The following is a 19,089-nucleotide window of genomic DNA, read 5'->3' on the forward strand; positions in this document are numbered from 1 at the left end:
AGGGTCAGCTTGTTAGCCGCTGAGCCGGGTTCAACCTGACGATAAAAAAAGGAGCTGATGACAGCTCCTTTTTCACATCACAACAACAAATTTATTGACCAGCGCTGGTGGCCGGTGCTGCTGCAGCAGCCTGTGCTTTGGCACTGACCTGCATCTGTGACTGCAGTACAAAACCCTGGTTGTTAACATTCACGCTCATCTGCATTTTCATGTCGCTGTTGGCAAAAGTCTGGAAGTCAGCCGGAACTTCTTCACCTGTAGCAGCCATGGCCTGCTGCATGGTTTTGAAGAAACTACCGTAGTCCAGACCAAAACTTAATAAACCGTTTTTGCTTAAGCTTTCTTTGCCAATCTCAGCAGACTGCGCCTTGGCTTTGTTACCGACGTACAACAACAAATGGCTGTCGGTCATCGCCAGCTTTGGCTGTACGCCCAACACCGCAACTTCGGGCACTACGGTAGCCACATCCAGCTCTTCACCGGCAGCAGGCAGCGCAACAGCAGCCAATGGCGGATAAAAGGCTTTGATACCTTCAACAAAAGCGCGGGCATTAGTGGCAGAAATGGTTAATAACGCATCGGCATTTTTTGGGCTGCCGTTGGTTAAATCCAGCTCCACGTCATGCAGCGTGACCGAAATACCCTGTAAACCACTGGCCATACCGGCCATCGCCAGCGCCGCCAGCGGGTTATTTTGTTTGGCTTGCTGCTGCATTTGCGCCAGAGGTTCACAGCTGTACGCAGGCTCAGTCAGACCAGTCCAGAGTTTGCCCAAAGTTGGCGCCAACTGTGCCACATCCAGGCCCACAGCCGTATGCAGCATGGCGCTGTTGGCCGGGTCTTGCAGTTGTGCCGGAATAAAACCACGCAGGGCGGATAACTGGGCCACAGTGTCGGCATTTTCCGTTGGCACTAACAACCGGCCTGACACTTTAATTTTGCTGGCATCTTTCAGGTCAAACTGACTGTCCATATACAGACCAGGCCAGCTTTTGCTGATAGCTGCCACATCGGCCACACAAGCAGGATTACGCCATGCCGCCAGCGCTACCCCCAGCTCCTGACCAAACACCGCATTCACGTCTTTGGCCAGACGGTTGCCATCAGTGCTGGTAACAAACTTCAGCAGCTGCTCAGAGCTTAGAAAACCAACAGAGTCTTTATTTAACTGGTATTTTTTCTGCACATCGGCCAGCAGGCTGGTATTGGCCAGATTTTGCTCAGGCTGAGCCGCCTGCACCACAATAGCCAGATGCTGCGCATCAAATTTGTCTGAGCTTAAAGCCAGGGTGGCAAAACCATTTTTTACCGACACCAGAAAATCCAGCGCCACTTGTTCTTTCACCAGCCGGTACTGACGGTATTTCACATCATTAATTTGCTGGGCTACATGGCTGAAACCACTGCTTTTTTCGGCTTCATCAAATAAACGCCAGAAGGAGGCTTCATCACCCAGCTCAATCCGCATCACCGGAGACATGCCCACCAGATACACCAGGCTGCGCATCTGCGGTTTGACCCCGGTGCTGGCGCTCAGATTGGCCGGATCCGACAAAGCTTTCATATAAGTTTGCAGCAGCGCCAGCACAAATTTGTTTTGTGCTTCGTTGCTTTCATTCAGCATGTCACCAAATGCCTGCTGCATATTGGCGTCGTAATATTGTGGGCCCATGCCGAGGCTGGTCAGGTAACTGCCTAAATCAATAGGGGTAAACTGGCCGGAAAATAACGCTGTATCGGCCGGTACATAAGCCAGCTCCGCCAGCTCAGGGACTGCACCACTTTTACCGGCAAACTGGTAATAAGCCAAAGCGCCGGCGGCGACAACGGCAACTGCAATAAGGGTCTTACGCATTTTTTCCACTCCTGTTGGTCATTGCAAGACCTGAGTCTTTGCAGTGCAAGCTTAGGGTGACAACACCCTGTTTGTTATCAAATATTTACGTCATATTAACCAGCATCAGACGCCAGAACAAGCGCCTGTCACACCAGGGCTTCACTGCCTTGTTGTGTCATCGACAGCGCAACAGCTTCCGCCACTTTAATACCGTCGATGCCGGCCGATAAAATACCGCCGGCATAACCCGCGCCTTCACCGGCCGGATACAAACCTTTGATATTGATACTCTGGAAATCCGCGCCTCTTTTAATACAAATTGGCGACGAAGTTCGGGTTTCTACCCCAGTTAATAATCCTTCAGGCCGGGCAAAACCTTTGATCTGTTTATCAAAAGCCGGAATGGCTTCGCGGATAGCGGCTATCACATAATCCGGTAACACCCGGGATAAATCGGTCAGTTTTACACCAGGGGTATAAGAAGGCTCGACATCACCCAGTTCAGCCGAGGCTTTACCAGCCAGAAAATCGCCAATCAGCTGCGCCGGCGCATCATAATTACGGCCGCCCAACTCAAAAGCCTGGGCTTCCAGTTTGCGCTGCAGCTCAATACCGGCCAGCGGATGGCCGGGGTAATCGCGCTCAGGGTCTATGCCAACCACAATGGCGCTGTTGGCGTTGCGCTCATTGCGTGAATATTGACTCATGCCATTGGTCACCACCCGGCCTTCTTCAGAAGCCGCAGCCACCACAGTGCCGCCAGGACACATACAAAAACTGTATACAGTGCGGCCATTGTCGCAGTGATGCACCAGCTTGTAGTCGGCCGCACCTAAAATGGGGTTACCGGCATTAGGGCCAAAGCGGCACTCGTCAATCATCGACTGTTTGTGCTCAATGCGAAAACCTACCGAGAAGGGCTTGGCTTCGATATACACACCACGTTTAAACAACATTTCAAAGGTGTCACGGGCACTGTGTCCCACCGCCAGCACCACATGTTTGCTGTGCAGGGTTTCGCCATTGGACAACTTCAGGCCGGTTAACTGGCCATCTTCAATCAGCACATCGTCAACCCGGGTGCTAAAGCGGATTTCACCACCCAGTTCAATAATACGGGCGCGCATTTTTTCCACCATAGTCACCAGTTTAAAGGTGCCGATATGGGGTTTGCTGACATACATAATTTCGTCCGGCGCACCGGCCTCGACAAATTCGGTCAGCACTTTGCGGCCATAATGTTTTGGATCTTTCACCTGGCTGTATAACTTGCCATCGGAAAAAGTACCGGCGCCACCTTCACCAAACTGCACGTTAGATTCGGTATTCAGTGGTTTTTTCCGCCAAAAACCAAAGGTGTCTTTGGTGCGTTCCCGCACTTCTTTACCACGTTCGAGAATAATGGGTTTAAAGCCCATTTGCGCCAGCAACAAACCGGCAAATAAACCACAAGGCCCAAGGCCAACCACCACAGGTCTTTCATTGAGGACGGCGGGCGCCTTGGCAACAAATTTGTAGCTGGTGTCGGGGGATGGTTTGACATGGGGATCTTTGGCAAATTTTTGCAGTAATTTTGCTTCCTGCTCCACCTCAACATCCAGCGTGTAAATCAGCTGAATATCAGTTTTTTTCCGGGCATCATAACCCCGTTTAAACATGCTGAAACTTTTTAATTGGGCAGGCAAAATGCCTAATTTGCTGACAATAGCGGCGGGTAAAGCGGCTTCATCGTGGTTCAGCGGTAATTTAATTTCGGTTAAACGGATCATGACGGTTTCCTATCGGTGTCTTAGCCGCTGCAGGCAGGGCTCACAAGATGGTATTGGCCAGCCATTTTACGTGAATTTAACGACAGCCGCGCGACAAATTGCCATTGCACAAAAAATCCACGCTATCTTGTAATTTCAGTGTTGTTGCGTAAAATCCGCGACTTATTTTCACCAGCCACCACCACGGAGCAACGCATGGCCTTTGTAGTCACAGACAACTGCATCAAATGCAAATACACCGACTGTGTGGCTGTGTGTCCGGCCGATGCATTTTATGAAGGGCCAAACTTTCTGGTGATTAGCCCAACCGATTGTATTGACTGCGGTTTGTGTGAACCAGAGTGCCCGGCAAATGCCATTTATCAGCAAGACGCTTTAAACGAAGCGCAAATTCCCTTTATTGAGCTTAATGCCGAGCTGGCCAAAGTCTGGCCCAATATCACCGAAGTCAAGCCGGCGCCGGCCGACGCCGATGCGTGGAACGGCGTGCCGGACAAGCTGCAATATCTGCAAACCGACGAATAACCTGCGCTGGCTTTAGCCATTGACCACACTGAATAATTGCTGCTCCAGAGAACGGCCCAGCGTTAACTGGCGGTACGGCAAACCTTCTGCGCGCAGCAACGCCAGCACAGTCAGATCCAGATCAGGGCAAAGCTCGCGGTCATAACAAAGACCAAATTCGTTTTTCTGCAGCAATTCCACTTTTTGCACGCCGGGCAACTGGCTCAGCAGCAACTGTACCCTTTGGTTGTCACCTTGTTCGAGCTGAACTGTCAGATAACCGGCAACACCTTGCTGATGGGTTGGCTGTTGTTGTTGCAAGCGACCGTTTTCCAGATACAACACTGTGCCGCATAACCGTTCCAGCTCAAAAATATTGTGGGAGCTGATAATAAAAGTGGCTTCTTTGGACAATGAGGCAATGAGTTTACGCACCTGCATTGCATTCACCGGATCCAGACCCGCAGTCGGCTCATCCAGCATCACTAACTCGGGCTGTCCCAACAAAGCCTGGGCAATAGCGACTCTTTTGCGCATGCCATGGCTCAGTGCCGTGGCTTTTTGTTTGCCGTTTTCCGCCAAATCCACCAGCGCCAGCACCCGTGCTGTTTCGGCTTTGGCCGTGGCCGGGTTCATGCCTTGCAGCCGGCCGTAAAATTCCAGCTGGGTTTGCACCGAAAAATTCGGGTCCAGCTGCGCGTCCTGTGGCAGGGCGCTGACCCGGCCAAATAAACTGCTGCTACCGGGCTTATGGCCGAGAATTTCCAGCTGACCGGCGCTTGGGCTGATATAACCACAAAGCAAACTAAACAAAGTGGTTTTACCGGCGCCGTTCGGGCCTATCAGCGCAATGGGGTCACCGGCTTCCAGGCTAAAATTCAGATTGTCTAAAACTGTTTTACTACCAAATTTTTTTGATAAGGCTTGTGCCCGGATCAACGCTGTCATAATGCTTTTCCTTTCATCACTAACCAGGCCAGAGTTAACAACACTGCAGTTTGTGCCAGCGGTAAACCCGCATATTGCAGGGTGTTCCAACCCTGTTCACCAAGTAGCAACGGCAGCTGCGCACCTGGCAGATATTCCAGTAACCAGAGAAAATCAGGCCAATACCAAATCAGGGTGCTGAGCAGCCCCATCAACAGGCCAGAGCCCACAATAGCCAGGCTAATCGCCAGTTTGGACGAGCGCACCAGCGCCGAACAGAGCGCCATCAGCGCGGTAAAAGGAGCCAGTACAATCAGCAGGTTTATCCAGACTATCAGCGCATGCTCAAAGGCCGCCAGCGGCAGTGAACCTAACCGCCAGCCCGCCAGCACTAAAGTAGCCAGCAAAGACAACAACACCAGCAGCGCCTGCACCAGCATCTGACCGGCAAATCGCCCCAGCACTATGGCGCTGCGGCTGGTTCTTAAGGTCAGAAAACGTAAAGTGCCGCGCGAGCGGTCGCTGGCGGTTTGGTCCGCACTGGTGAGCACGGCCACCAGCGGCAATAACAATAAAGTGATGAGCCAATACACACTGAGTTCCGGTAATGGCCAATTTAATAAATTATGTAAACCCACCATGCCAAAGACCCGGCCCAGCATGCCCTGAACCTCAGGTTGTTGCAGCTGGACACTGGCTTCAAAAATGGGGTAACGCAGCAGGAAATACCAAATCACACTAAAAGCGCCCAGTGCAAACCAGCCACGGGGGCTGCCGACCAGACGATAAAGCTCAAAACGCGCCAGTAAAGCGCAATGGCTGACAAAAGCGGGGAAGTTGGTCATCAGATTGTCCTTTTCACTATGAATAGGTCAAAAAGAGCAAATCTGATGCCACTTAATAAAAACTATAAAATCAATAACTTAATAAAACAAGCAAAAATGACTGCGGTGAATTTGACTAATAATTGGTGAAGTTTTCCTCAGCATTAAGCCGATAACGCTTTTTAAGCCAAAAATAACTGAACCAGGAGCAGCACAAACAAATACAGCTCCAGCAAAATCTTTGTTTCAGATTCAGATCAACCCGACTGAGGATCAATAACAAAGGGGCATACCAAAAATACAACACCCCAACCACCAGCAATATAGTGTTTAAATCTGGCAATAGTTCCATTTTGCCCTTGCTCCATTCCAATTGTTCAAACTGGGCGCATGGTAGGCAAGAAAGCGGCGAATTTCAACATTAAACCACACAACAAATAAACAATTTAAAAACAAATTTACCTAATATTGCTTAGAACCAACGATCCTGCCATTTACCGTAATGGAAGTAACCCCATTGACCCAAGCGGCGTAGTGCCGGTAGCGGAAACTTCGGCAGCGCAGTTTGATATAAAGGCAGCTCTGGTAAAGCCAATCCCATCACCCGCTCGGCCAGCCTTTTCCCGGCCTGCACCGAAAAAGACAAACCACTGCCACAATAACCCATGCTGTACAGCACATCACCGCGCTCATCGGCTTGATAAATATGTGGAATATCATCGAGCGCCATACAAACCCAGCCCGCCCATTTATATTGATAACGGATAGGTTGCAGCGCCGGAAAGCTCAGTTTCAGCACCTGCAACAAACGTTCGGCGTAATAAGGGTTTTCGGCATCTTTGCCGGTAATAGCACCGCGGCCACCAAACAGCAGCCTGTTGTCAGGCAATTTACGGTAATAATATTTTAGTGCCCTGGTGTCCATCACCACATGACTGGTCAGAAAGTTACAAGCCTGTAGCTGAGCTTCCGTCAGCGGCTCAGTCACAATAATTTGTGACAGCACAGGTAAAGTGCGCGCCTGAATACCAGGATGGAAGTTTTTGGCGGTATAACCATTGGTGGCTATCACTACTTTTTTGGCAGTCACTATGCCCTGAGGAGTGTGTAGTTGCTGTTTGCCACCCACAGCCTGCATGCTGAGCACAGGCGAGCCGGTATAAATACGGGCGCCGGCTTCACGCGCCAGTCGTTGATAACCCCAGGCCAGTTTTAGCGGATTCACGCCAAAACCATCGGCATAACGCAAGGCCCCAAAAGCTTGCTGGTCGTCCACATATTGCTGACGCACCTGCTGTTGACTCAGTACTTCTACCTGATAACCAAACATCTGTTGCTGCAACGCCGCCTGGGCAGCTATCACTTTCACCATGGCCGGTTTATGCGCCATGCGCAGGTAACCCGGCGCCTGCACTTCACAGTCAATGCCTTTACTGATCAGCGCCTTGACCGTATCCACCCCGGCACAAAACTCCTGGTAAATGCCGCGCATCACCGCATCGCCCCATTGTTTTTGCATCTGGGCATAAGGTTTACGGCCACTGGATTTGAGCACAAAACCGGCATTGCGGCCGCTGCAGCCCCAGGCTGTCTGGTTGGCTTCGAGCACCACAGCTTTGACTCCATGTTCAACTGCCAGATGATATGCGGTGGATAAGCCGGTGTAACCGGCACCAATAATGACAACGTCAAGATCCAGATCGCGGTTTAATACCCCGTCAGCAGCGGGAGCTGGGCCTGAATGTTGCGCCCAGTAACTATCCGGATAGGGTTCAGCCTGACCGGCAAAGGTATGGTGCAGCGGATCGTACATAACAAACCTCATCAAAAACCATCAGCCAGCTGCAACTGGCATTCTTTGGCAGCATCATGGCAAGATATGGCTTTATTGCCAAGCCATTCAGATCAGCTTATGACGTCAAACAATATCCAGTATTTCGAACTCCAACCAACTGATTTTGCAGAAGTGATTGCCCTGGGTAACAAGGTGCATGGTGACGGTTATTTAACGGCTGAACTACTCGATGCTTATTACCGGCAAGGCATCCACTGTGGCATCAATGCCGGGCGCATCGCACGCTGCGGCAATACCCTGGCCGGTTTCAGACTTGCCTTTGCCGCCGGACAATGGCAGCCGGATCAATGGTGCAGCCCGGCATTGTGGCAATTGCCGCCTGATGAGGTGGCTTATTTTAAATGCAATACTGTGGCGCCGCAGTTTCAGGGCCAGGGCATTGGTGGCCAGTTATTGCTGCAATCTATTCAGGCATTAAAACAACAAGGTGCCCGCGCCGGTGTTGCGCATTTATGGCAACAAAGCCCGGGCAATGCTGCGGTGAAATATTTTCGTCAGCACGGTGGTGTGCTGGTGCAAGAACATCCGGATAAATGGCGGCAGGACAGCCTGAATGGTTATGCCTGTGTGCGTTGTGGTTTTGACTGCCACTGTTCGGCAGCCGAGATGATTTTACGTTTTTAAAACCAGCCGCAACTGCCAACCGAGGATGACAAACGGCGGCAGTGCAGCTGTGGGAGAGGCAGCTTTATCCGGCCCTGTAACACACCGCCCCAGAGGCCACCACAGCCAGACGGTCAGGAGTCCACCCCTGCCTATTAAAGCCGGGTGGCGGATAAAGTTTCACGTGAAACCCTGTACTGACTGAAGGACTGACAAATCAACCAAAGACTAGCGCCAAATTTTTCCGTCAGCAGCAAAATGTAAGCGGTTTCATTAGCAATGATTGCACAGAATCTGTGCGGCCGCAAGTTGCGCTGTTGCCAGCAGCTCTAACCTCGCAATCCAAGCCAGTCAGAGCCAAACAACAAAGTGCGGCAACTTCTCTGTTGACCAGCAAAGCTCAAGCCGCAGCCACTATTCCCGGTTAAATTGTCGCCAAATTGGTGACTAAACACTCACTTAGCTATCTAAACGTCCATTTCTTGCCGATTTTTGTGCCTATCGCTGTTTTGTTTCTATAGAATGCGCCGCCCCGCCAGCCGGGGCTTTGATTCGCTTTTTATCCGACACCGATGACGCCAAAGGTTTTGCCTGTCGCGTCTGCATTTCGAGGTACAGATGTTTCGTCGTTCATTATTAACCCAGGCAGTCACCTTAAGTGTGCTCTCTGCCACCGCACTCAGCAGTTTTCAGTTACAGGCTCAACAACAAAACGCCGACAGCACAGCTGCTGTAGAACGTATTTCGGTGACCAGCTCGCGTATTCTGCGTGAAGGTGCCATAGCGCCGTCTCCTGTCACTTCAATCAGCGGTGCTGATCTCGTCGACACAGGCGCCACCAACATTGGTGAAGCCTTAAATGAACTGCCGGCGCTGGCGTCTACCTATTCTCTGGCCAACTCAGGTAACTCTATTGGCACCGCCGGTTTAAGCCTGCTCGACTTACGCGGTATGGGCAGCTCCCGCACCCTGGTTTTGGTGAACGGCAAACGCCATGTGGCCAGCAGCGCGGGCACAGCATCCGTTGATACCAACACCATTCCTACCGCCTGGGTAGAATCGGTGGAAATTATCACCGGCGGCGCTTCGGCCATTTACGGTGCTGACGCTGTGACAGGTGTGGTGAACTTCAAACTGAAAAAAGACATTCAGGGTCTGGAGTTAAGCGCCACGGCAGGTAAAGCCAACGACAACCCGCTGGCCAACCAGAAATACTCTTTCTCTTATGGTCAGGACATTGCCAATGGTGATGGTAACCTGGCTTTTGCCGCTGACTTTGCCACACAAAATGACATTAACGCCACTGAGCGCAGCCAAACCCGCACCTCTTATATGTCTTTGACCAACCCGGCCAGCAAAGATAAAAAAGATGCCAACGGCAACACTATTCATGACGGCATCGCCGACAAAATTACTTTTGGTAATGCCGGTTATTACGACAGCTCAATCAACGGCAACTTCCTGCTGAATAATGTCTGGTACACCTTTAATCCGGACGGTTCAGTACGACCACAAAACATGGGCACTTTGTTCCCGCTGGACGCCGCCTGTGTTGATTGTGAGTTTTTAAATCTGCGTGAATACAACGATTTACAGCCAGCCTTTGACCGTTACAGCTTTAATCTGAAAGGCGATTATGATCTGACGGCCGATCTGAACCTGGCAGCATCGGCCAAACATGTGGTCAGCAAAGCCGACTCTGTGAATCAGCCAAGCTTTTTTGAATATGGCAGCGCGTTACAAATTAAGCGTGACAACGCTTATATCACGCCAGGTCTGGCGGCTTTAATGGACAACAATGGCAAAAACAGCATTGCCATTCACCGTTTTAACAAAGACGCCGGTCGGCGGATGGAAGAAAACACCCGTACCACAGACCAATTTAACCTGAGCTTAAGCGGCCAGTTAACAGACGACTGGAGTTTCGAAACTTTTGCCACCCATGGCCGTACCCGGCTGGAGCAGATTAACCGTAACAACCTGATCCGCAAAAACTTTGCCCAGTCGATTGATGCAATCAAAGATGAGAATGGCAATATTGTCTGCCGTGATGCAGCAGCGCGCGCTGCCGGTTGCGTGCCAACCTCAGTGTTTGGTTATGGCGCAGTCAATCAGGCAGCCATCAACTGGTTTAATACCTCATCATTGTCCACCAGCGCTATTGAACAACAAGTGGCTGGCGGCAGTGTGTCCAACAGCGCTTTATTTGACGTACCAGCCGGTAGCGTAGGTGTGGCCGCAGGTGTGGAATACCGCCGTGAACAAAGTGACAGCACCCCTGACGCTTTTGCTGCCACAGGCGCCACTTTCCTCAATGCATTACAGGAAACGCACGGCAAATTTAACGTCAAAGAAGCTTTTGGTGAAGTTTCTATTCCGTTATTAACCGATATGTTGCTGATCCAGGACTTAGCTTTTGATGCAGCAGTGCGGGTTGCCGACTACAGCACTATTGGCAATGCCACCAGCTGGAAAACCGGCCTGGACTGGACCATCAATGACGAAATCCGTGTTCGCTCTACTTATTCAGTGGCGCTGCGTGCACCAAACATCAGTGAATTGTATCGTCCACTGAACCAGACCTATTTCTCACGGCTGCAAGACCCTTGTGATCTGCGTTATAAACAAAACGCCACCTGGGCTGCCAACTGTGCTGCGCTGGGCATTCCGGCTGACTTTGTGGCCAAGGCAACGGGCGCCAGCATTGAAGGCCGCGCTGGCGGTAATCCAGACTTACAAGCGGAAGAGTCAAACAGCCACACTGTAGGTTTTGTTTATCAGCCTGAATGGATTGAAGATTTCACCTTTACCCTAGACTACTGGTCTATTGAAATTGACGAAGCCATCAGCACCGTATCGGCCCAGGACATCCTGAACAAATGTGTGGATGCCACGACGGGTTTATCGGCGCAGTTCTGCAACCTGATTCAACGGGACCCTGTCAGCCACGAGCTGAAACTGATCACTTCAACTTCACAAAACGTGGCCGCCCAAACGGCGGAAGGTGTCGATTTTGAAGCTGGTTATGATCTGGATCTGTTAGGCGGCCGCTTAAAAACCAAACTGATTGGTACTTATTTAGGCTCACGAAAAACTTTCTCTTTCCAGAACAACCCGTCACAGTTTGAACAACGTGCCGGCACTGAAGGTGAAGCAGATTGGCAGGAAAACCTGTCGTTAAGCTACAGCTATGATGCCTGGACCGCCACCTGGAAAACCCGTCATATCAATGGCGTGAGCTTGTACACTGAACAGGAACTGGCGAAAAACCCGGATCCACGTGATTTGATGAGCTATGGCAGTTATGTGTTAACCGACATCAGCCTGGGTTACCAGTTTGAAAACGGCGTCAACTGGGCTGTGGGTATCGACAACCTGTTTGACCGTGGTTTACCTGGTGTCAGCACTGGCACCACCACAGCAGGCGCCAGTTATGACAACGTGGGTCAGTTCTTCTACACCACAGTGTCTTACAAAATGTAACACTGCGGCCCTTGCCGCTGTGCGTTAACAATACAAGCCCCGCGATAACAGCGGGGCTTTTTTATGCGGCAAAGCCTGTTTAAGCGCTTGTGCTAGTGCAACAACAGATGCAATCGCCGTGCTATCCGTTTGCGGTGGGTCGTCATCCGGCTTAGCACTACTTTGTGCCATACAGTATTTTTATCTATATCAGATCTGAATGTTGTAAGCGGATGTCTAAACATTCAGCATGCCAGAAGCGGTGCATAGCGGAAATTAATTTTAAAATTAAAATACAAATCAACAGGATAGGCTGAAATAGATCCACTTTATCGGCTATAAAACAACACAACCTGACAAGCAGCCAGACGGTTTTGACCTTTATGCCATTTAAAATAGAAAACGGCTAAAAATCCAGACATCCAGTTATAACCAAATCATCTGACCAAGAGCATTTCAGTCATTTTTTATGTTTTTTACTGCTGATTAAATGCGCACATTCGCGAAGCAGCGCACAGTAATACCGGAGTAAAAAATGAGCCAAGTACAACAATTGCAATTACCAGTTCTGGATTTAAGCCAGCTTAGCGGGAGTGCAGCACAGCAACAGCAGTTTTTTGCACAGCTGCGCGCCGCTGCCCGTGATGTTGGCTTTTTTTATCTGGTGGGTCATGGCATCAGTGAAAGCCGCCAGACGCAAATTTTGCAATTAGCCCGTGAGTTTTTTGCTTTACCGGCCAGCGCCAAACAACAAATTCAGATGATTCACTCCCCGCATTTTCGTGGTTATACCGGCGTTGCCGGTGAACTGACTTTGGGCCAGCCGGATCAGCGTGAACAGTTTGACATTATGCGTGAAGATGTCGCCACAGGTTTGCCTACAGTCAAAGAGCCATGGCGCCGCTTAATAGGCCCAAACCAGTGGCCAGCCGCTATGCCGCAGCTGAAAACTGAATTATTAAGCTGGCAACAGCAGCTGTCTGATCTGACAGAAACTTTGCTCAGTGCTTTTATGCAGGCGTTAGAACTGCCTGCCGATGCGCTGCAAAGCACCATTGCGGATGGCCCTTATCAGCATATGAAACTGATTCGTTATCCGGGTCAAAGCGCCGGCGATAGCAAACAAGGGGTGGGTGCCCATAAAGATCCGGGTTATCTGACTTTGGTGCTGCAGGGTGAGCAGTCAGGTCTGGAAGTACTCACCGACGATGGCTGGGTCAGCGCTGAACCCTTGCCAGGCTCTTTTGTGGTGAATATTGGTGAGCTGCTGGAACTGGCCTCCAACGGTTACCTGAAAGCTACCTTGCACCGTGTGGTGAGCCCCAAAGCCGGTATTGAACGCTTTTCCTGTGCCTTTTTTATGGCAGCGCAGCTGGACGCCACAGTACCTTTATTAAAGTTACCGCCGCATCTGGCACAGGAGGCCAAAGGCCCGGCTTCAGATCCACTGAACCCGCTGTTTTATCAGGTGGGTGACAACGTACTAAAAGGCCGCTTACGTTCACACAAAGATGTGGCCGCCAGCCATTATGCTGATTTAGCCGACCTGGCAGTAGCCAGCTAACCGCTGTTTTTACCGGCAAAGCGGCTGTAATTCAGGCCACAGCACGCCATAACGCTGAGCGTCCGGAAGGCTCTGTTTTTCCGGCGCAAAGCGCTACTCTTTTCCGATATTGTTTAGCACTGGCGCTGCCTGCAGCGCTTTATTAACAGGTATTCTGATGAAATTTCGTACTTTAGCCATTCATGCCGGCCAGGCGCCGGACGCCGGTACTGGCGCGTTAAACACGCCGGTGTATCTGACCAGCACTTTTAGTTATGGCACTGCCGCTGAAGGCCAGGCCCGTTTTGCCGGCCAGAACCCGGGCTTTATTTACAGCCGCTTTGGCAACCCAACCTCAACGGCGCTGGAGCAAAAGCTGGCGGCGATGGAAGGTGCTGACGAAGCTGTGGTGGTGGCCAGCGGTATGGCGGCCATCAGCAGTATTGTGTACGCCTTAACCCAGCAGGGTGACGAAGTGGCTTTTATCGACCCGGTGTACGGTGGTACAGACGCCTTTTTACGCAATACCCTGGTGCGCGCCGGTGTCACTGTTAAAAGCTACAGCAGTGACGATGATTTTGTTGCCAATCACAACCCAAACACCCGGCTGGTGCTGTGGGAACCTATTACCAACCCAACGTTAAAAGTGATCGACAGTCGCAAAATAGTAGAAGTAGCACGACAGATTGGCGCTATCACCGTCTGTGATAATACCTTTTTAACCCCTTATTTATTCCAGCCACTTTCTATTGGCGTGGATGTGGTGATGCACAGCGGCACCAAATACCTCTGCGGTCACGGTGACATTATTGCCGGTGTGGTTGCTGGCAATGGCCCGCTGATTCAGCGCATCCGTACTATAGCGCTGAAACATATTGGCGCCCCTATGGGCCCGCAGGAAGCGTATTTATTACAGCGTGGTGTTAAAACCCTGCCACTTCGGATGGACGCGCATTTAACTGCAGCGCAGAAAGTGGCGGAATTTTTAGCATCACATCCCAAAGTAGAAAAAGTATTTTTCCCTGGTTTAACCTCTCACCCTGGTCATCAGGTGATTAAAGAAACCGCTGCCGGTTTTGGTGGCATGGTGGCGCTGGAATTGGCCGGTGGCTTTGCTGCTTGCGCTAAGTTCTTAGATAACCTGACGTTATTTGCCCAGGCCGTGAGCTTAGGCGATTTAGAAAGCTTGGCTTGTCATCCGGCGTCCACCACACACGCAGCCATGACAGCAGCAGACCGCGCCAAAGCCGGTGTCACCGACAAACTGGTACGTTTAAGTGTGGGTGTGGAAGATGCCGATGATTTAATTGCCGATTTAGCTCAGGCATTGGAATTTATCTAAGCAGATGAGCACTCATCTGATTTGCAAATCCGTTACAAGCTGACAATACTAGCCGGGCATTGTGAAGTGCAGCCAATATCCACTGCACTTCACACCTTACAACCATAACAATGCCCGGAACCTCAGATGAAACCTCAATTTAAACCAACTTTACTGGCAACTCTGATTGCCGGTGGCTTTTTGCTGAGCGCCTGCCAGCCAGCCGCCGAAAAACCTGCAGAACCTCAAGCCGCAGCAGTGAGCGCGCCGACAGCTGAAGAAGCCACAGCTTTTGTGAAAAAAGCATCAGATGAAATGGCCACTTTATTGCTGGAAGTCAACCGCGCCGACTGGATCGCCAGCAACTTTATTACCGAAGATACCGAAGCCCTTTCCGCAGCTGCAGGTCAGAAGATGACCGAAACTGTGGTACGGCTGGCCAATGAAGCCGCCCGTTTTAATCAGACCACAGTAGACGCTGACACCAGACGTCAGCTGGATAAATTAAAACTGGCACTGACGCTGGCGGCACCACAAGACAAAGCCAAAACAGCCGAGCTGGCCGAATTAGTGGCCAAACTCAATGCCATGTACGGCAAAGGCAAATATTGCAAAGCCGAAGGCCAGTGCATGGACTTAGGTGAAATGTCGTCGGTGATGGCAAGTTCACGCGACTACAACGAACAGCTGGAAATGTGGAAAGGCTGGCATGACACTGCAGCGCCAATGCGGCCTTTGTATCAGCGTCAGGTGGAACTTGCCAACGAAGGTGCCCGTGAGCTGGGTTATGCCGACACCGGCGCTATGTGGCGTTCTAAATACGATATGGATGCCAACGCCTTTGCCACTGAGCTGGATAAACAGTGGAGTGCAGTGAAACCTTTGTATGAAGCGTTACATTGCCATGTAAGAGCGAAATTGTCAGAAAAATACGGCGCCGACAAAGTGCCGCTGGATAAACCTATTCCGGCACATTTGCTTGGCAATATGTGGGCGCAGGGCTGGGGCAATATTTACGATTTAGTGGCACCGGAAAATTCAGATCCGGGTTATGACGTGACTAAACTGCTCGCCGACAAAGGCTACGACGAATTAAAAATGGTGAAGGGCGCTGAAGGCTTTTTTACCTCTTTAGGTTTTGCACCGCTGCCAGAAACATTCTGGAGCCGCTCATTGTTTGTCAAACCCCGTGACAGAGACGTAGTGTGCCACGCCTCCGCCTGGGATTTAGACAGCAAAGACGACTTGCGCATTAAAATGTGTATTCAGAAAACCGGTGAAGAATTTGCGGTTATTCACCACGAACTGGGACACAACTTCTACCAGCGCGCGTATAAAAACCAGCCGGTGTTTTATCAGGACAGCGCCAACGACGGTTTCCATGAAGCCATTGGCGACACCATCGCTTTATCGGTAACCCCAAAATACCTGCAACAAATTGGTTTGCTGGAGCAAGTGCCGGACGAATCGAAAGACATTGGTTTATTAATGAAAATGGCGTTGGAAAAAGTGGCGTTCCTGCCCTTTGGCTTATTGGTTGACCAATGGCGTTGGCAGGTATTTTCCGGTCAGGTGACGCCTGAGCAATATAACCAGGCCTGGTGGCAACTGCGGGAAAAATATCAGGGTGTAGCGGCGCCAGTCGCCCGCACTGAAAATGACTTTGATGCCGGCGCTAAATACCATGTGCCAGGCAACACACCTTATACCCGCTATTTCCTGGCGCATATTCTGCAGTTCCAGTTCCACAAAGCTTTGTGTGAAATTGCCAAAGACAATGGCCCAATTCACCGCTGTTCAATTTACAACAGCAAAGAAGCAGGCGCTGCGCTTAACAGCATGCTGGAAATGGGTGCCAGCCAGCCATGGCAAAATGCCTTGCAAAAAATCACCGGCAAACCGGAAATGGATTCATCGGCCATTCTGGATTATTTTGCGCCGCTGAAAACTTATCTGGATGAACAAAACAAAGGCCGCACCTGCGGCTGGTAACTTGATTCTGCATATAAGTTAATGTTTTAAAATGCAAAAACGCCGCTATTTAGCGGCGTTTTTTTATTTGCTGTAGTTAAAGTTCACCTCTGTGATGCCCGGACGCCCTGACAACACTCAACGCACTCTACGCCGCATTTGCCGGTATCTGTTGCCGGTGCCAAGCCACAATGCACAAAACAATTGCGCCAGAGCCACCCCCACCACATCAGCAAAAGCGTCCCATAAATCAAAGTTGCGGGTGCTGAGAAAATATTGGCTACCTTCTTCCAGCAATGCGGCAATCAGCACCAGTACCACACCAACAAACAAACGCTGACCGCCAATACGCCATTGCCGGAACCGGGTAGCGACTGTCACCAACAGCGCCAGGCCACCATACAACATAGCGTGACCTATTTTGTCACCGTAAACATATTGATCGGCAAAGCGGATAAACACATTCGGAATACCGCGGTCGGCCTGATAAATCATCCAGCCAGCCAGGGCCATCAGCATTAAACTGGGTAACCAACGTAACATCTGTATCTGTCCTTATGACGGGCCAAACCGCCGTTACTCACAACAACACTACCGTTTATCACAAAAGTCGCAGTACTTTGACAAACTTGGTTAAACTTTTTTGCAACTGGTTACGACTTAATGTTCAAACCAGCCACCACGGAGCACAACCATGAAACACAACGAGCACAACGACCTGATTATATTGCCGGACTTAGCCCAGCTCGGCAAAACCCTGTGCTGGTTTTTGCTGGCCATGGTGCTGACGCATATTTTATTGCTGGTGCTGGAAAGCCAGGTTGGCCTGCTGAGTTACTATTACCCTGAGCAACTCAGCCAACTGCCGTTGTTAAGCAAACTGCTGAGCTAACCACCTTGTTGATAGGCTGGCGACAAGCTGATTTGTCCCGGCGTCAGCTGCAACTGCAGCGGTATATTTAACAACATCCGATGACTGAGTTTGTTTGGATCCAGCCGGTACAGCGGCATCTGCGTCAGCTGTTGTTGTAATAATCTGGCGACATCCGCCGACAGCGGCTTTAACTTACCCTGCATACCGCCAGCGGCCATTTCTGAATTTAACAGCTGAAAACGGCGTAAATACACCGCCTGCCGTTGCTGATCAAAATAAGGTTCGGCACTAAGCGACAATTTCAGCTGCACCGGCAATTGCACCACGGCCAACTGCACTAAAGCTGCGGTATCCAAAGTCAGCTGAACATCCGGTTTGCCTTGTGGTGCTATCTGCACATCCAGTTGCTTCACCTGCAATTTAAGCGGTAAACCTGCCACTGTGGCTTTTTGTGCCAGCTGCTGCAGTTGTTGTGAAAGCTGCTGATTGAGCTCAGCCTGGCTCAGCCGATACAACGCCAGCTGATTGGTCTGACTGCAGGACGTCAGCAGCAATACCAGACAAAATAACCAACAATAACGCTGCAGTGCCAACATCATCTCACCCTGAATAACAGGCCGCCATTACAGCGGCTTAACCTCAAAACCGGCCTGCTGTAACAGCACCAGTAAACCATCTTCTCCCGGCAAATGACCGGCCCCCACCAGCACCAGTTCTTTGTCGGTATTGCCAAACATCTGGCGGATTTGCCCCAGCCAGCGCTGATTGCGCGCAGTGAACATTTGCTGAAATAGCTTAGGGTCTTCTGCTCTGGCGTCTTTTAATAACAGTTCATCAATTTTTGCCAGGTCACCCAGGCGCCAGGCTTTAATCGACTGATGCATTAAAGGCCCTAGTTCAGCGGTATTTGCCAGATTTTGTTTGATAAATTCGCTTTCATAACCTTCGCCCATGCCGGCAATCAGCTGAAGTTGAAAATCCAATGTTTCCAGGAACTGCACCGGTTTATTCTGTTTTTTGGCCTTGCTGGCAAAATAGGTGTCAACTCCCTCACCGGAAATGCCGGTCGCACTCATCTCCAGTAAACTCAGCTGCACAGCAACAAAACCAGGCTTAAAGCTATCCAGTGCCTCCACATCGGTACCAAACTTTTTGAAATAGGCCGCCAGCTGCTGATACACATCCGCCGACAACTTTTGTTTTAAACCTGTGCCAGCTGGGTATTGCAGCTGCTGCATCATGGCCTGCATGGCTTGTTGATCGGTCGGCTCAGGCACAGGCGCTTCGAGAAATAACACCGAACTTTGAGCAAAAGCGGTTTCAAATTCTGCCGGCAGTGGAAACTCAGCGGCGGGTAATAAATGCACTGTGCCACCAAGCAGCACCACATCTTCCCCTTTTTTGACCTGCCACATTGAGGTTTTGGCTTGCAGCAGAGGATGCCAGCACAACAATAACAGCAGGCTGAATTTTAGTAATCTCATCACGCTTCTCCTTGTGAGCTTCCCGTTTGGTCCTTGTGAACTTCCCGTTTGGCAATAAAAATGCCGCGCTGAGCCACAACCCTATGGTCTCAGGCGGCTTTTAATCCGCAAAACC

16 protein-coding genes are annotated in these 19,089 nt (G+C 50.6%); 7 read left to right on the forward strand and 9 right to left on the reverse strand.

The genetic code is table 11. The features are described from left to right. Window positions 1–91: 91 nt before the first annotated feature. Complete coding sequence (locus N3Z11_RS12560; RefSeq protein ID WP_260657533.1) at window positions 92–1,855, reverse strand: hypothetical protein; 1,764 nt, start codon at window positions 1,853–1,855, stop codon at window positions 92–94. Between the two features lie 128 nt (window positions 1,856–1,983). Continuing rightward, on the reverse strand, window positions 1,984–3,606 hold the full coding sequence (locus N3Z11_RS12565) for an NAD(P)/FAD-dependent oxidoreductase (RefSeq protein ID WP_260657534.1): 1,623 nt from the start codon (window positions 3,604–3,606) through the stop codon (window positions 1,984–1,986). 195 nt (window positions 3,607–3,801) lie between these two features. On the opposite strand from N3Z11_RS12565, the gene fdxA reads away from it, so the two are divergent. Beyond that, on the forward strand, window positions 3,802–4,131 hold the full coding sequence (gene fdxA, locus N3Z11_RS12570) for a ferredoxin FdxA (RefSeq protein WP_260657535.1): 330 nt from the start codon (window positions 3,802–3,804) through the stop codon (window positions 4,129–4,131). Window positions 4,132–4,143: 12 nt separating this feature from the next. Here fdxA and N3Z11_RS12575 read toward each other — a convergent pair whose 3' ends face one another. The 4 genes from N3Z11_RS12575 to N3Z11_RS12590 form a co-directional block, all read right to left on the reverse strand. Further along, a complete protein-coding gene (locus tag N3Z11_RS12575; protein WP_260657536.1) occupies window positions 4,144–5,058 on the reverse strand; it encodes an ABC transporter ATP-binding protein in 915 nt (304 codons plus the stop codon). Then, a complete protein-coding gene (locus tag N3Z11_RS12580; protein ID WP_260657537.1) occupies window positions 5,055–5,882 on the reverse strand; it encodes an ABC transporter permease in 828 nt (275 codons plus the stop codon). Before N3Z11_RS12580 ends, N3Z11_RS12575 begins: the two co-directional genes overlap by 4 nt. A gap of 115 nt (window positions 5,883–5,997) precedes the next feature. After that, a complete protein-coding gene (locus N3Z11_RS12585) occupies window positions 5,998–6,213 on the reverse strand; it encodes a hypothetical protein (RefSeq protein WP_260657538.1) in 216 nt (71 codons plus the stop codon). A 120-nt stretch (window positions 6,214–6,333) separates the two neighbouring features. Then, window positions 6,334–7,674: an NAD(P)/FAD-dependent oxidoreductase gene (locus N3Z11_RS12590; protein WP_260657539.1), complete on the reverse strand. Its 1,341-nt coding sequence runs from the start codon at window positions 7,672–7,674 to the stop codon at window positions 6,334–6,336. A gap of 99 nt (window positions 7,675–7,773) precedes the next feature. Here N3Z11_RS12590 and N3Z11_RS12595 point away from each other — a divergent pair, with 99 nt between their 5' ends. The 5 genes from N3Z11_RS12595 (at window position 7,774) to N3Z11_RS12615 (ending at window position 16,637) form a co-directional block, all read left to right on the forward strand. Then, the gene (locus N3Z11_RS12595) at window positions 7,774–8,340 is read left to right on the forward strand and encodes a GNAT family N-acetyltransferase (RefSeq protein ID WP_260657540.1); all 567 of its coding nucleotides are present in this window, start codon (window positions 7,774–7,776) and stop codon (window positions 8,338–8,340) included. Window positions 8,341–8,937: 597 nt separating this feature from the next. Further along, window positions 8,938–11,802: a TonB-dependent siderophore receptor gene (locus tag N3Z11_RS12600; protein ID WP_260657541.1), complete on the forward strand. Its 2,865-nt coding sequence runs from the start codon at window positions 8,938–8,940 to the stop codon at window positions 11,800–11,802. Between the two features lie 514 nt (window positions 11,803–12,316). Further along, complete coding sequence (locus N3Z11_RS12605; protein WP_260657542.1) at window positions 12,317–13,345, forward strand: isopenicillin N synthase family dioxygenase; 1,029 nt, start codon at window positions 12,317–12,319, stop codon at window positions 13,343–13,345. Window positions 13,346–13,502: 157 nt separating this feature from the next. Then, window positions 13,503–14,666 carry a trans-sulfuration enzyme family protein gene (locus N3Z11_RS12610; protein ID WP_260657543.1) on the forward strand — a complete coding sequence of 388 codons (1,164 nt, stop codon included), beginning with the start codon at window positions 13,503–13,505 and terminating at the stop codon, window positions 14,664–14,666. A gap of 126 nt (window positions 14,667–14,792) precedes the next feature. Next, window positions 14,793–16,637: a M2 family metallopeptidase gene (locus N3Z11_RS12615; RefSeq protein WP_260657544.1), complete on the forward strand. Its 1,845-nt coding sequence runs from the start codon at window positions 14,793–14,795 to the stop codon at window positions 16,635–16,637. Window positions 16,638–16,754: 117 nt separating this feature from the next. Here the strand turns inward: N3Z11_RS12615 and N3Z11_RS12620 are convergent, their stop codons facing one another. Further along, a complete protein-coding gene (locus N3Z11_RS12620; protein ID WP_260657545.1) occupies window positions 16,755–17,159 on the reverse strand; it encodes a VanZ family protein in 405 nt (134 codons plus the stop codon). 151 nt (window positions 17,160–17,310) lie between these two features. Between N3Z11_RS12620 and N3Z11_RS12625 the strand changes: the two genes are divergently transcribed. Continuing rightward, a complete protein-coding gene (locus N3Z11_RS12625; RefSeq protein WP_260657546.1) occupies window positions 17,311–17,508 on the forward strand; it encodes a hypothetical protein in 198 nt (65 codons plus the stop codon). Here N3Z11_RS12625 and N3Z11_RS12630 read toward each other — a convergent pair. Continuing rightward, window positions 17,505–18,086, reverse strand: coding sequence for a DUF1439 domain-containing protein (locus N3Z11_RS12630; RefSeq protein WP_260657547.1), 582 nt, complete (start codon window positions 18,084–18,086; stop codon window positions 17,505–17,507). The two genes, N3Z11_RS12625 and N3Z11_RS12630, sit on opposite strands and share 4 nt — an antisense overlap. Window positions 18,087–18,113: 27 nt before the next feature. Then, window positions 18,114–18,974, reverse strand: coding sequence for a TraB/GumN family protein (locus N3Z11_RS12635; protein WP_260657548.1), 861 nt, complete (start codon window positions 18,972–18,974; stop codon window positions 18,114–18,116). Between the last annotated feature and the right edge of the window lie 115 nt (window positions 18,975–19,089).

Source organism: Rheinheimera sp. 4Y26 (assembly GCF_025245835.1).
Taxonomy (GTDB): Bacteria; Pseudomonadota; Gammaproteobacteria; order Enterobacterales; family Alteromonadaceae; genus Pararheinheimera.

Bases quoted from the DNA above. Each gene is read 5' to 3' on its own strand.
- N3Z11_RS12560 (WP_260657533.1), bottom strand. From the start codon at position 1,855: ATGCGTAAGACCCTTATTGCAGTTGCCGTTGTCGCCGCCGGCGCTTTG.
- N3Z11_RS12565 (WP_260657534.1), bottom strand. From the start codon at position 3,606: ATGATCCGTTTAACCGAAATTAAATTACCGCTGAACCACGATGAAGCC.
- fdxA (WP_260657535.1), top strand. From the start codon at position 3,802: ATGGCCTTTGTAGTCACAGACAACTGCATCAAATGCAAATACACCGAC.
- N3Z11_RS12575 (WP_260657536.1), bottom strand. From the start codon at position 5,058: ATGACAGCGTTGATCCGGGCACAAGCCTTATCAAAAAAATTTGGTAGT.
- N3Z11_RS12580 (WP_260657537.1), bottom strand. From the start codon at position 5,882: ATGACCAACTTCCCCGCTTTTGTCAGCCATTGCGCTTTACTGGCGCGT.
- N3Z11_RS12585 (WP_260657538.1), bottom strand. From the start codon at position 6,213: ATGGAACTATTGCCAGATTTAAACACTATATTGCTGGTGGTTGGGGTG.
- N3Z11_RS12590 (WP_260657539.1), bottom strand. From the start codon at position 7,674: ATGTACGATCCGCTGCACCATACCTTTGCCGGTCAGGCTGAACCCTAT.
- N3Z11_RS12595 (WP_260657540.1), top strand. From the start codon at position 7,774: ATGACGTCAAACAATATCCAGTATTTCGAACTCCAACCAACTGATTTT.
- N3Z11_RS12600 (WP_260657541.1), top strand. From the start codon at position 8,938: ATGTTTCGTCGTTCATTATTAACCCAGGCAGTCACCTTAAGTGTGCTC.
- N3Z11_RS12605 (WP_260657542.1), top strand. From the start codon at position 12,317: ATGAGCCAAGTACAACAATTGCAATTACCAGTTCTGGATTTAAGCCAG.
- N3Z11_RS12610 (WP_260657543.1), top strand. From the start codon at position 13,503: ATGAAATTTCGTACTTTAGCCATTCATGCCGGCCAGGCGCCGGACGCC.
- N3Z11_RS12615 (WP_260657544.1), top strand. From the start codon at position 14,793: ATGAAACCTCAATTTAAACCAACTTTACTGGCAACTCTGATTGCCGGT.
- N3Z11_RS12620 (WP_260657545.1), bottom strand. From the start codon at position 17,159: ATGTTACGTTGGTTACCCAGTTTAATGCTGATGGCCCTGGCTGGCTGG.
- N3Z11_RS12625 (WP_260657546.1), top strand. From the start codon at position 17,311: ATGAAACACAACGAGCACAACGACCTGATTATATTGCCGGACTTAGCC.
- N3Z11_RS12630 (WP_260657547.1), bottom strand. From the start codon at position 18,086: ATGTTGGCACTGCAGCGTTATTGTTGGTTATTTTGTCTGGTATTGCTG.
- N3Z11_RS12635 (WP_260657548.1), bottom strand. From the start codon at position 18,974: ATGAGATTACTAAAATTCAGCCTGCTGTTATTGTTGTGCTGGCATCCT.